The following is a 12421-nucleotide window of genomic DNA, read 5'->3' as shown; positions in this document are numbered from 1 at the left end:
GTCGAGTCCTCAGAAGTCGTCGTGCTCGGAGTCGAGTACGACGATTTTCGCGGAGTGGGCGGACGGAGCGGCGGAGCGGGCGGCAGAGCGCGACGACGGAGCGGCGGAGTGGGCGGACGGAGCGGCAGAGCGGGCGGACGGAGCGGCGGAGCGAGCGGCGGCCGGAGTCGACGCCGGCAGTGTCACGCGGAAGCACGCACTGCCGGATCGCGGCTCGCAGACGAGGTCGCCGCCCTGCGCTCGCGCGAGTCCGCGGGCGATCGGCAGTCCCAGTCCGGCGCCGCCGTCGGCGCGGTTGCGGGCATCGTCCAGGCGCACCAGCCGATCGAAGACCCGCTCGCGATCGGCCTCGGCGACGCCCGGCCCGTCGTCGGCGACGCTCAGCGCGACTCCGCCCGATGTCGCGGCGATCGACACCTCGATGCGCGAGCGGGCGAAGCGCCCCGCGTTCTCGACCAGGTTGCCCACGATCTGCTCGAGCCGGTCGGGATCCGCCAGAACGAGCGGCGCCGCGTCCGCGCTCCGCAGCTCGAGCGCGATCCCGGGTCGGCGCAGGCGCTGCCGCTCGAGCACCGCGGCGCAGACCGCCGACGCGTCGACCGGCTCGCAGCGCACGGCCAGCCCCTCGTCCAGCCGCGCCATCAGCAGCATGTCCTGGATCAGCCGCCCTGCACGCAGCGATTCCTGCACGACGAGCACGGCCAGCCGCTCGCGCTCCTCGCTCGAGCCGTCGGCGCGCACGAGGGCATCGGCGGCGGCTCGGATGCCGGCCACCGGGGTGCGGAGCTCGTGCGCCGCGTCGGACACGAAGGCGCGCATCCGCTGCTCGGCCGCCAGAGCGCTGCTCTCCGCGGCCTCGAGGTCGTCGAGCATCTCGTCGAACGCGGACGCCGTGCGGCCCAGCTCGGTCGAGGGGCGCGAGGGGCGGAGCCTGCGGCCGCGGTCGCCGCGGGCGATCGAGCGGGCGACGGTGGTCATCCGCTCGAGGGGCCGGAGGGTCGCCCGGACGACCACGATCAGCGCCGCCGCCGCGAGCAGGAGGACTGCGGCCGAGGCCCCGAGCAGGATCCCGTTCAGCGAGGCGAGCGTCGCTCCGACCGAGCTCCCGTCGGCCGTCAGGACCAGCTCGGTGCCGTCGCTGAGGGTCGAGGCGAGGGTGACGAGATCGTCGTCGGCGGTGACGGCGGAGGAGACGACGGTGACGGTGTCCGCCGGATCAGCCGGAGCGCTCGCCGCCGCCGGAGTCTCGGGCGCGGGACCGGGGCCGGAGGGCAGACCGCTGCCGGGTCCGCGGCGCAGCTCTTCCGGGCTCGGCCCCGCGACGACCGCCTCGCCGTCGGGGCTCGTGATGCGCACCGAGACGCCCTGCGCCGACAGGCGGGCGGCCAGGTCGTCGTCGCCGAGGGTGCCCACGAGTGCGGCCGCGGCGGCGGCGCGATCGGCCAGCCGCCCCTCGATCTGCGAGCGGAGGCGCTCGCCGAGGACGGCCTGCACCGTCACCGACAGGGCCGCCAGCAGCACGGTGAGCAGCACCAGCACCGCGACGACGGTGCGGAGGCGGAGCGATCCGGTGCGCAGCGGCACGGTGCTCACGCGTCCACCCGGTAGCCGAGTCCGCGGACGGTGTGGACGAGGCGATCGCCGTGTACTTCCATCTTCTTGCGCAGCGAGCTGAGGTGGACTTCGACGAGGTTGGGGTCGACATGGTCGTAGCCCCAGACCTGGGTGAGGATCTGCGTCTTCGTCAGCGTGCGTCCACGACTGCCCGCGAGGAACGCGAGCAGTCGGAACTCGGTCGCGGTGAGGTCGAGCAGTGCACCGGCGCGGCGCGCGCGACCGGCCTCGGGATCCACGACCAGGTCGCCGATCTCGATGATCGACGGGACGCGCCCGCGTCGCCGCAGCACCGCGGTCACCCGGGCGACGAGCTCCGCGAGGGAGAACGGCTTGACCACGTAGTCGTCCACTCCCTCGCCGAACGCGCGGAGCCGATCGTCGACCGCGTCGCGGGCGGTGAGCATGATCACGGCGGCGTCGCTGGAGCGGCGGATCCGCTCGGCCAGCACGATGCCGCTCGGGCCCGGCAGCATCCAGTCGAGGACGACGAGGTCGGGTGCGAACGCGGTGACCTCCCGCGCGAGGTCCTCGCCGCTCGCGAGGGCGCGGACCGTGAAGCGCTCGCTGCGCAGAGCGGTGTCGACGGAGGAGCGGAGGACGTCGTCGTCCTCGACGAGGAGGACGCGGGCGGCGGAGGGCATCCGCTGAGCGTAGGAGCGGCCGTTATCGGCCGGCACAGCGCCACCTGTGCGGACGCTGTTCTTAAGCGGGGCTTCAGAACCGCTTCGGAGTCTGATGAGGAACCGGCGGCGAGCCGGGCCCGACCGGGTCCGCCGCAACGCCGGACGGAGGAGAGAAGCACCATGGACGAGACCACCACCGACACGCCCCGCGGCCCCCGCCGCCCCCGCACCCGGCTCGTGGTCGGCATCGCGGCGGGAGCTCTCGGGCTCGCGGCCCTCGGCTCGACGGCCGCCTTCGCAGCGGCACCCGGGCCCTCGTCGACTCCGGGATCGAGTGCGATGGCGACGCCGAGCGCCGCCCCCGTGCCCGGGTCGAGCACGGCGCCGACGCCCGGAGCGACGGATGCGGCCGGTGAGGGCACGGCTCCGGCGCTCCCCGCGCCGGGCGAGTGCGGACCCGCCGGACCGGGCGCCGCCGGGCTCCCGACTCCGCCGGCCGACGGGGAGCGCCCGACGCCCCCCGCGCCCGGGGCCGACGGCGAGCTGCCCACACCTCCCGAGGGCGCCCCGACTCCGCCCGCCGACGGCGAGCGCCCGACCCCGCCCGCGGAGGGCGAGCGCCCGACCGCGCCCGCGGAGGGCGAGCACCCGACCCCGCCCGCGGAGCGCGGGGACGAGGCGCCGCGCCCGACTCCGCCCGCCGAGGACGACTCCGAGGCTCCGACGGATCTCGACACTCCGTCCCTCGGCAGCTGACCGCCACCCGGTCCGGCGCGGCGCGCGAGCTCAGTACTCGATGCGCCCGCGCCGGTCGTGGAACTCGCCGGTCGGGCCGTCGGCGCCGAGCAGGGCGAGCGCGACGGTCGCGTCGGTCCCCTCCGTCACCGTCTGGTGCCCGCTGTTGCCGTTGAAGTCGGTCGCCGTGTAGCCGGGGTCGCTCGCGTTGATCCGCATCGCGGGCAGGTTCTTCGCGTACTGCACGGTCAGCGCGATCACGGCCGCCTTCGACGCCGCGTAGGGCACCGCGAGCACGGGGAACTCGTCGTGCCCCTCCGTCGACAGGGAGCGCGGCCAGCCGACGCCCGACGCCACGTTGACGATCACGGGGGCGGAGGAGCGGCGCAGCAGCGGCAGCGCGGCCTGCGTCACCCGCACGAGGCCGACCACGTTGGTCTCGAGCACGCTCGCCATCGCCTCCGCCGAGAGGTCGTCGACGCCGAACGAGGTGCCGAGCACGCCGGCGTTGTTCACGAGGACGTCGAGGGAGGGGAGCGAGGCGAGGGCGGAGTCGACGCTCGCCTGGTCGGCGACGTCGAGTTGCACGGGATGGGCGCCGAGCGCGCGGACGTCGTCGCCCGTGGCGGGGTCGCGCAGGCCGGCATAGACGGTGTGGCCGGCCTCGACGAGGCGGCGGGCGGTCTCGAGTCCGAGGCCGCGGTTGGCCCCGGTGATCAGTGTCGTTGTCATGTCCCCAGCGTGCGGCAGGTCGACGACGGCGCCCAGGTACCGCTCGACAGGGGGACCACCGGTACCAGGACCGGCGCCCGAGAACGGAGGACGATGGGGGCATGAGCGAGTTCGCGAGTGTCCTGCGGTCCTGGCGCGAGCGCGTCCGCCCGGCCGAGGTCGGCCTGCCCGCCGGGTCCGGCCGTCGCACCGCCGGGCTGCGGCGCGAGGAGCTCGCCGCCCTCGCCGGCGTCAGCGTCGACTACGTCGTCCGCCTGGAGCAGGGGAGGGCCGTGAACCCGTCGGCCCAGCTGCTCGGCGCGCTCGCCGTCGCCCTGCGGCTGACGGAGGAGGAGCGCGACCACCTCTTCCGGGTCGCCGGAGTCGCGCCGCCGACCCGCGCGCAGGTCCCGCGCCACATCACGCCGGGCGTGCAGCGGATCGTCGACCGGCTCGGCGACGTGCCGCTCGCCGTGTTCAGCGCGGCCCACGACATTCTGCTGTGGAACCCGCTCTGGGCCGCGGTGAACGGCGATCCCTCGGCGCTCACGGGGCTCGACCGCAACCTGGTGTGGCGGCACTTCACGCAGGGGCACGCGGGCACCGACTTCGACGAGTGGCACGAGGAGGAGTTCGCGGCCGACCTCACGGCGGATCTGCGCACCGCGGTGGGCCGCTACCCCGACGATCGCGCGCTCGCGCAGCTCGTGACGCGGCTGCTGGCGGAGTCCCCCGACTTCGCCCGCCGCTGGTCCGAGGCGCGCGTCGCCGAGCACCGGTCGAGCCGCAAGACGCTCACCTCGACTCCGGTCGGACCCCTGACGATCGACTGCGACGTGCTGAGCGTGCCGGGCAGCGACCTGCGGATCGTCGTCTACACGGCCGCCCCCGGATCGGGCGACGAGGCGCGCCTCGACCTGCTGCGGGTGACGGGCCTGCAGGAGCTGGCGCCGGCCTGAGGCGGCGCTCCGCTCAGAAGCCCACCGACGTCACCGTCGCGGCCATCACGGCGAACGCACCGACGGGGACGGCGAGAGAGCCGACGAGCGCCGTGAGCACCCAGGCGTTCCTGCGTCGAGCGGCGGCGCGGACGCGGTCGCGGAGGTCGAGGAACCACACGAGGTGATCGGTCGAGAGCTCCGGTGCCGTGCTGCCGCGCGTCCAGGTCCGCGGCTGGACGACCGCGTGGCGCACGAGCTCCGTCGAGACCGCGCTCTGCGTCGGAGACGCGTTCCGGGCGAGGAACGCCGACAGCTCGCGGATCGTGATCACCGCGACGCCCTCGGGCGTGCCCTTCCGGGTGAGCTTCGCGCCCACCACCACGATGACGGCGAGCACGTCGACGCTCCCGCCGGTCTCCGTGCTCAGGAGCCGCGCGGCGCGAGCGGCCTCGTGGCCCGAGTTGCGGAGGTACGGCCGCCGCTGCCCGTTCACGAGGAAGGCCCTCGGGGAGACCCATACCCGTCCGCCCGGGCTGTGCTTGGTGTTCACCGTGAGCACCCGGCCGGCGGGGCTGACGAGGACGTGGTCGATGTCGCTCCCGCGGTCGCCCACCGGCACGGAGTGCAGCACCAGCCACCCTTCGGGCAGGGAGCGGAGCTCGTCGGCGACCGCGAGCTCACCGAGGAGGCCGGTGTACCAGCTGCGCGCGGAGGTCGGGATCGGGCTCGCCCCGAAGAGCCGGGCGGCGGAGGCCTGCGGCTGCTCCGGTGACATGGCCTCCCGCAGCGCCTGCATCAGCGCTTCTCCGGGCACACGGGTGACGAGCGACGGATCGGACACGGGCGGCTCCTGGGGGCGATGCCCGCGGCGGCGGGTGTCCCTCAACCTAGAAGCGCACCCCCGAGGTCCGCTGGCACCCGTCAGGGGTTCGGGTGGGCGAGCGGGTGGGCCGAATGCGCTCGAGGCGGCGTCGCGGGGCGTCCTTCGGAGTGACCGATCGCAGAACCTCAGCTGAAAAGGGGGTCTGTCCGTTGTCAGCCGTCGGACCCCCTTCTCAGCTGAGGTTGTGCGCGGCGTGGGCCTCCCGGGGGTGCCCGGAGCGGCTCGGCCCGATCGCATCGTGGCCGCCTCCCGCCAGGTTCCTCGAATCGTGCAGCACTCCAGGTGCGACTCTTTCCCACACTCCACGCAGAGCGGAGTCGAAACCCGCGATGGCAGGCTGGAAACCTGACCGCAACACGGTTTCCCCCTGCATCGAGGAGCGCGCGCGGACCGCGGACGGAAATCCTCCGTGCGACGAGGCGCTCGGCGTCCCGACTGCGGTCGACTGGAACCCGCCTCCCCCCGGCCCGCCCCACCTCACCCGTCGCCTCATTGGAGCCCGCATGCCCCTCACCGTCCTCACCCGGTCGCGCCGCCGCGCCGCGCTCGGCGTCCTCGCCGTCGCCCTGGCCGCCACCACCGCCCTCACCGCCTGCTCGAGCGGCTCCGACGCGAGCGCCTCCGGGACCGGCGAGGAGGGCTCGTTCGGCGAGGCCGCGATGCAGCTCTCCTGGGTCCCCCACGTGGAGTTCGCCGGCGAGTACCTCGCCGACGCGAACGGCCACTTCACCGACGCCGGCTTCGACTCGGTCACCCTGACCCCCGGCGGCACCGGCGCGACCGGCGCCGAGACCGCCATCGCGAGCGGATCCGCGTTCGCGGGCGTCTCCTCCCCCTGATCACCGGCCCCGCGATCTCGGAGGGCGCCGAGATGAAGATCGTCGGAGCGACCTACCAGAAGAACCCGTTCGCGATCGTGTCGCTCACCGACGCCCCGATCGAGACCCCCGAGGACATGGTCGGCAAGACCATCGGAGTCAGCGACAGCAACGACCTCGTCTGGCGCGCGTTCCTCGCCGCCAACGACATCGACGAGTCCGACGTGAACCGCGTGCCCCTCACCGACTCCACGCTGCTCACCACCGGCCAGGTCGACGGCTACATCGGCTACGCGACCGCCGGGGCGAACACGCTCAACCAGCGCGGCTTCTCGGCGCAGCAGTTCCTGCTCGCCGACACCGGCCTGCCGATGGTGGGCGAGACGATCGTGGTCGCGCAGTCGAGCATCGACGACGAGCGCGAGAAGGTGAAGGCGCTGCTGCTGGCCCTCGTGCAGGGCTGGCAGGACGCCGTCGCCGACCCCGAGGCCACCGCCGAGACCGTCGTCACCGACTACGCGGCCGACCAGAACTACAAGGTCGAGGAGCAGGCGCAGGTCATGGTCACCCAGACCGAGCTGATCAGCACTCCCGAGACCGACGAGAACGGCCTGCTCACCATCAGCGACGAGCTGCAGGAGCAGTCGGTCGCCTCCCTCGCGCTGACCGGCATCGAGCTCGACGCCGACGAGCTGTTCGACACCACGCTGATCGACGAGGTCTACGAGGAGCACCCGGAGCTGCTCGAGGGCTAGGCCCCGAGCACCCGGAGCTGCTCGAGGGCCGAGCCCCGAGCACCCCCTGACGACCCGCGCGAGAGGACGAGACGTTGACCACCACCGAGAACGGCACCGAGGGCATCCGCCTGTCGGGCCTGAGCAAGCGCTTCGACCTGGGCTCCCGGTCGGTGCAGGCGCTCGCCGAGGTCGACCTCGTCACGCCGCGCGGGTCGTTCCTGTCGCTGCTGGGGCCCTCCGGCTGCGGCAAGTCGACGATCCTGCGGATGCTGGCCGGGCTCGAGAAGCCGACGACCGGCTCGGTCTCGATCCACGGCACGCCCGTCGTCGGCACCAAGCGGAAGGCCGAGCTGGGCATCGCGTTCCAGGACTCGGCGCTGCTGCCCTGGCGCTCGGTGCGCTCCAACGTGCGCCTGCCGCTCGAGCTGACGCGGCAGGCGTCCAAGCGCGACAGCATCCCCGACCTGCTCGACCTGGTCGGGCTGACCGGCTTCGAGGACGCCTACCCGTCGCAGCTGTCGGGCGGCATGCGCCAGCGCGCCTCGATCGCCCGCGCGCTCGTGGTGCAGCCCGATCTGCTCCTGCTCGACGAGCCGTTCGGAGCGCTCGACGACATGACGCGCCAGCGGCTCAACCTCGAGCTGCAGCGCATCTGGACCGCGCGGCCGGCGACCACCCTGATGGTGACGCACGGCATCGCCGAGGCGATCCTCCTGTCGGACACGGTGGCCGTGATGTCGCCCCGGCCCGGCCGTATCGTCGAGGTCATCGACATCGACCTCCCGCGTCCGCGCACCGTCGAGATGCTGCGCAGCCCCGAGTTCCACGCGATCGAGGACCGCATCACCGACCTGCTGTTCTCTCAGCACGGCGTGGCGATGGAGGACGAGGGGGTGACCCGGCTGCGCACGAACTGGCGCGTCCTCGCCGGCCTCGCGGTCTTCGTCGCGGTCTGGTGGATCCTCGCCGAGACCGTCTACCGCGAGAGCCGCGCCGTGCCGAGCCCCGGCGCGATCGTCGCCGCGTTCCTCCGCGACGGCCCGCTCTTCTACCTCCGCAATGTCGGCGACACCGTGCTCGCGGCCGGGTGGGGCTACCTCTGGGGCACCCTCGCGGCGCTGGCGCTCGCCGTCGTCGCGCTGCTGCTGCCGTGGACCCACCGCGTGATCGAGCAGATCGGCGTGATCAGCCACTGCCTCCCGTTGACGGCGGTCGGACCCGTGATCCTCGTGATCTTCGGCGGCCGGACCACCTCGATCTTCCTCGCCGCGCTGCTGGTCTTCTTCACCACCCTCATCGGCGCGCTGCTGGGCGTCCGCTCGGCGCCGCGCACCGCGCTCGACCTCGTCGCGGCCTACCGCGGCGGCCGCTGGGCGCAGATCGTGAAGGTGCAGGCCGTCGCGGCCGTGCCCGCGACGCTCACGGCGCTGCAGGTCGGCGTGCCCGCGGCGATCCTCGGCGCCGTGCTCGGCGAGTACCTCGGCGGAGTGACGACGGGCCTCGGAGTCGCGCTCGCGGTCGCGCAGCGCCAGATGGACGTCGAGCGCGCCTGGGCCTTCGCGGTGCTGAGCGGAGTGGTCACGATCCTCGGCTACGCCCTCATCGCGGCCGTCGGCCGCTGGGTCATGCCCCGCGTGACCGGCACTCCGCGCGCCACGCGCCGCTCGATCCTGCGCCGCACAGGAGGAGTCGTATGACCGCCACCGCCACCCGCACCCCCGCGCGCCGCGCCCGCGACCTCACGCCGCGCCTCGCGCTCCGCATCGTCCGCGCCGAGCTGGTCCCGCTCGCCCTCGCCGCGCTGCTCGCGATCGGCTTCTGGTACGCATTCCTCGCGATCGCCGACGTCTCGCCGCTGCTGGGCAAGACGCCGACCGACGTCGCGACTTACCTCTTCGTCGAGGAGGACGCCGCCGCGAACCGCGCCGTCGTCTTCGGCAATCTCGGCGTCACCGCGCTCGACGCTCTGATCGGCTACGCCGCGGGCATGCTCGTCGCCCTCGCGATCGCAGTGCTCTTCGTGCTCGTCCGGTCGCTCGAGGCCACGGTGATGCCGATCGCGATGCTGCTCAAGTCGATGCCGCTGATCGTGATCACCCCGCTGATCACGCTCGCGATCGGCAACGGGCTCGCGGCGGTCGCCGTGGTCGGAGCGGTCGCGGTCTTCTTCCCGGCGCTCGTGACCGTCGTCTTCGGGCTCCGCTCGCTGTCCCGCGAGTCGTTCGAGCTGGTGACGGTCTACGGAGGATCGCCGCTGGACGTGCTGCTCAAGGTCGCCCTGCCGACCGCGGTGCCGGCGATCTTCGCGGCGGCCAAGGTGGCGGTCCCCTCCGCTCTGAGCGGGGCGATGCTGGCCGAGTGGCTGGCGACGGGGAAGGGCCTGGGCGGAGCCGTGCAGCGCGCGTCGGCGGGCTTCCGCTACGACGAGCTGTGGGCGTCGCTCGCGGTGATCACGGCGCTGGGAGTCGTGGCCTACGCGGTCGTGGCGATCGGCGAGAGACTGGCGGCCGTCCGCTTCGGCGGACAGAACTGAGGAACGGCATGAGCAGCAACGGAACCATCACCGGCACGGTCTGGGACGGGCAGCGCGCCCTCGGCACCGCGACCCTCGCGTGGAGCGGCGACGAGATCGTCTCCGTCGACCCCGCCGTCGACCCCGCCCGCGGGCAGGCGCCCGGCGGCGAGGAGGCCCTTTCGATCATCCCGGGCCTCGTCGACACCCACGTGCACCTCGGCGCCTACTCCGGCGCGGGCACGGCCGACTTCGCCTCCTGGCCGCTGATCACCCCGCGCGAGGAGCGGGTGTTCCACATCGCCAACAACGCCCGCAAGGCGGCCCGCGCCGGAGTCACGACCCTGCGCGATCTCGGCGCCGACGAGCTGCAGATGACGGTCGCGCGGATGTTCGAGCAGGGCATCGCCGACGGGCCGCGGCTCGTCACGCACGGCGCGGTCGGCATGACGGCCGGTCACGGCGACCTCTTCGTGCCTCCGCACTACCCGCACCGCGACCGCGTCGCCGACAGCCCCGACGAGTGCCGACGGCTGGTCCGCACCTGGGCGCGGGCGGGCGCCGACGGCATCAAGATCTACACGAGCGGCGGAGTGCTCTCGATGGGCGACCGGGTCGGCTGGCGCAACCAGACCGACGCCGAGATCGCCGCGACGATCGACGAGGCGCACGCGCTGGGCATGCCCGTCGCCGCGCACACCCACTCCGTCGAGGGCCTCGACCGTGCGCTCGCGTTGGGCATCGACTCGATCGAGCACGGCACCGCGATCGGGCCGCAGCACTGGGCGACGCTCGTCGAGCGGAACCTCCCGGTCGCCCCCACCCTCTTCATCAACGACGTGATCGCCGCCGGTCGTGCGCCGTCGTCTCCGGAGGCGTCGCTCAAGGCGCAGGACGTCGTCGCCACCCGCGACGCCGGCTTCCTCGCGGCGGGCGAGGCCGGGGTGCGCTTCGTGCTCGGCACCGACGCCAACGGGGTCTACGTCGACTGGGGCGAGCAGCTCGACGAGGTGCGGCGGATGCGCACGGCGTTCGGCTGGAGCTCCGAGCGCGCCTTGATCGCGGCGACCTCCGACGCGGCCGCCGTCGTCGGGCTCGGCTCCCGCGTAGGGCGGCTCGCCGCCGGTTTCGGCGCCGACTTCGTCGTGCTGCGCGGGCGCCCGTGGGAGAGCATCGACGACCTGCTGGCCGAGAGCATCGTGGCCGTCGTGTCCCGCGGCCGGGTCGTGTCGGGCGCGCTTCCCACGGCGCTCCGATGACCGCCGCACCCCGCCGGTTCGTCTCGGCCGAAGCGCTCGGCGCGCCCCGCGGGGCCTACAGCCACGCGGTCGAGGCGCACGGAGTGGTCTACGGATCCGCCATCGGCCCTTTCGCGCCGGGCGACGGCTCGGTGCCCGAGGGCGTCGCGGCGCAGACCGCGGCCGCGCTCGACAACATCGAGCGGCTGCTCGGCACCGAGTTCGGCCTGGAGCTGCGCGACGTGGTGCGGATCACGATGATCCTCGCCGACTTCGAGCGCGACTTCGCCGCCTCCTCGGCCGTCTACGCCGAGCGCTTCCCCGTCGATCCGCCCGCCCGCACCGTGCTCGGCGCGGCACTGCCCGGACCCCTCGTCGCGATGGACTTCATCGCGGCGGCCCGCTGAACCGGAAGGCCCCCGTGACCCTCGACTCCTTCGTCCGCGGCCTCCCCAAGGCCGAGCTCCACGTGCACCTCGAGGGGACGCTCGAGCCGGAGCTGCGCGCCCGCCTCGCCGAGCGGAACGGGCTGCCGGTACCCGCGGCGCTCTCGTACGACTTCGACTCGCTCGCCTCGTTCCTCGCCGTCTACTACCCGGCGATGGACGTGCTGCGCGAGGAGCAGGACTTCTACGACCTGGCGACGGAGTACTTCCGCCGCGCCGCCGCCGACGGAGTGGTGCGCGCCGAGGTCTTCTTCGACCCCCAGGCGCACACCTCGCGCGGCGTGCCGTTCGAGTCGGTGATCGGCGGCTACCACCGCGCCGCCGTCGACGCGGCCGAGCTCGGGATCGACGCCGCGCTCATCCTCTGCTTCCTCCGCGACCTGTCGGCCGAGAGCGCGCGCGAGACGCTCGAGCGCGCCCTGCCGTTCGCCGACCGGCTGATCGGCGTGGGGCTCGACTCCGACGAGCGCGGCAACCCGCCGGCCAAGTTCCGCGAGGTGTTCGCGCTCGCCCGCGAGGCGGGGCTGCGCCTGACCATGCACTGCGACGTGGACCAGCCCAACAGCATCGAGCACCTGCGCCAGGTGCTTGAAGAGATCGGCGTCGACCGGATCGACCACGGCACGAACATCGTCGAGGCGCCCGAGCTCGTCGAGCGCGTGCTCGAGCGCGGGCTCGCGCTGACCTGCTGCCCCCTGTCGAACTCGTTCGTCTCGAGCGACATGAAGGCGGTCGAGCTGCGCGCGCTGCTCGAGCGCGGCGTGCGGGTGACGGTCAACTCCGACGACCCGGCCTACTTCGGCGGGTACATCGCCGACAACTACCTCGCACTGGCCTCCCGCGCCGGGTTCACGCGCGACGAGCTGGTGCAGCTGGCACGCAACTCGGTGCTCGGCTCGTGGGCGTCCCCCGAGGTCCAGGAGGAGCTGCTCGCGCGGATCGACGCGCACGCGGTGACGGCGTAGGGCTTTGCAGCGGAGTTTCAGCGAGGCGATCAAGGTCGGGAGAAGCCGGAGCCCTCATCGAGGGCACCAGCCGCGGCGACGGCACCGCCGAGATCCTGAAGGCGTTCGGCTGGCGCTGGGGCCGCTCCATCGGCGCCTGGTACGTCCCGCAGTCCAGGGACAGCCTGCCGAAGTGGTGGACCATCAACCGCGCCG

13 protein-coding genes are annotated in these 12421 nt (G+C 73.6%); 9 read left to right on the top strand and 4 right to left on the bottom strand.

Translation table 11 applies throughout. The annotated features are described in order from the left end of the window. Positions 1-9: 9 nt before the first annotated feature. A complete protein-coding gene (locus tag AC0CID_RS11435) occupies positions 10-1593 on the bottom strand; it encodes a HAMP domain-containing sensor histidine kinase (protein ID WP_465226903.1) in 1584 nt (527 codons plus the stop codon). Further along, on the bottom strand, positions 1590-2258 hold the full coding sequence (locus AC0CID_RS11430) for a response regulator transcription factor (RefSeq protein ID WP_465226902.1): 669 nt from the start codon (positions 2256-2258) through the stop codon (positions 1590-1592). The genes AC0CID_RS11435 and AC0CID_RS11430 overlap by 4 nt, the downstream gene beginning before the upstream one ends. A gap of 162 nt (positions 2259-2420) precedes the next feature. Here AC0CID_RS11430 and AC0CID_RS11425 point away from each other — a divergent pair, with 162 nt between their 5' ends. Continuing rightward, complete coding sequence (locus AC0CID_RS11425) at positions 2421-2996, top strand: hypothetical protein (protein WP_465226901.1); 576 nt, start codon at positions 2421-2423, stop codon at positions 2994-2996. 30 nt (positions 2997-3026) lie between these two features. Here AC0CID_RS11425 and AC0CID_RS11420 read toward each other — a convergent pair whose 3' ends face one another. Continuing rightward, positions 3027-3707, bottom strand: a complete 681-nt coding sequence (locus AC0CID_RS11420) for an SDR family NAD(P)-dependent oxidoreductase (protein ID WP_465226900.1) — start codon at positions 3705-3707, stop codon at positions 3027-3029. 101 nt (positions 3708-3808) lie between these two features. On the opposite strand from AC0CID_RS11420, the gene AC0CID_RS11415 reads away from it, so the two are divergent. Beyond that, entirely contained in the window at positions 3809-4645 is an 837-nt protein-coding gene (locus AC0CID_RS11415) for a helix-turn-helix transcriptional regulator (protein ID WP_465226899.1), read from the top strand. A gap of 13 nt (positions 4646-4658) precedes the next feature. On the opposite strand, the gene AC0CID_RS11410 is transcribed toward AC0CID_RS11415, so the two are convergent. Beyond that, entirely contained in the window at positions 4659-5468 is an 810-nt protein-coding gene (locus AC0CID_RS11410) for a nuclease-related domain-containing protein (protein WP_465226898.1), read from the bottom strand. Positions 5469-6013: 545 nt separating this feature from the next. Here AC0CID_RS11410 and AC0CID_RS11405 point away from each other — a divergent pair. The 7 genes from AC0CID_RS11405 (at position 6014) to add (ending at position 12226) form a co-directional block, all read left to right on the top strand. Further along, the gene (locus AC0CID_RS11405; protein ID WP_465228148.1) at positions 6014-6349 is read left to right on the top strand and encodes a hypothetical protein; all 336 of its coding nucleotides are present in this window, start codon (positions 6014-6016) and stop codon (positions 6347-6349) included. Further along, on the top strand, positions 6319-7083 hold the full coding sequence (locus AC0CID_RS11400; RefSeq protein WP_465228091.1) for an ABC transporter substrate-binding protein: 765 nt from the start codon (positions 6319-6321) through the stop codon (positions 7081-7083). The genes AC0CID_RS11405 and AC0CID_RS11400 overlap by 31 nt, the downstream gene beginning before the upstream one ends. Positions 7084-7157: 74 nt before the next feature. Further along, positions 7158-8762, top strand: a complete 1605-nt coding sequence (locus AC0CID_RS11395) for an ATP-binding cassette domain-containing protein (protein ID WP_465226897.1) — start codon at positions 7158-7160, stop codon at positions 8760-8762. Then, positions 8759-9598 carry an ABC transporter permease gene (locus tag AC0CID_RS11390; RefSeq protein ID WP_465226896.1) on the top strand — a complete coding sequence of 280 codons (840 nt, stop codon included), beginning with the start codon at positions 8759-8761 and terminating at the stop codon, positions 9596-9598. Before AC0CID_RS11395 ends, AC0CID_RS11390 begins: the two co-directional genes overlap by 4 nt. Positions 9599-9606: 8 nt before the next feature. After that, entirely contained in the window at positions 9607-10836 is a 1230-nt protein-coding gene (locus tag AC0CID_RS11385; protein WP_465226895.1) for an amidohydrolase family protein, read from the top strand. Then, positions 10833-11222: a RidA family protein gene (locus tag AC0CID_RS11380; protein WP_207407932.1), complete on the top strand. Its 390-nt coding sequence runs from the start codon at positions 10833-10835 to the stop codon at positions 11220-11222. Before AC0CID_RS11385 ends, AC0CID_RS11380 begins: the two co-directional genes overlap by 4 nt. Before the next feature lie 14 nt (positions 11223-11236). Then, complete coding sequence (gene add / locus AC0CID_RS11375; protein WP_465226894.1) at positions 11237-12226, top strand: adenosine deaminase; 990 nt, start codon at positions 11237-11239, stop codon at positions 12224-12226. The last annotated feature ends 195 nt before the right edge of the window (positions 12227-12421 follow it).

It is taken from the genome of Rathayibacter sp. AC451, from assembly GCF_979253095.1.
The sequence above is the reverse complement of the archived record's forward strand: the minus strand, read 5'-3'. Positions and strand labels throughout refer to the sequence as shown.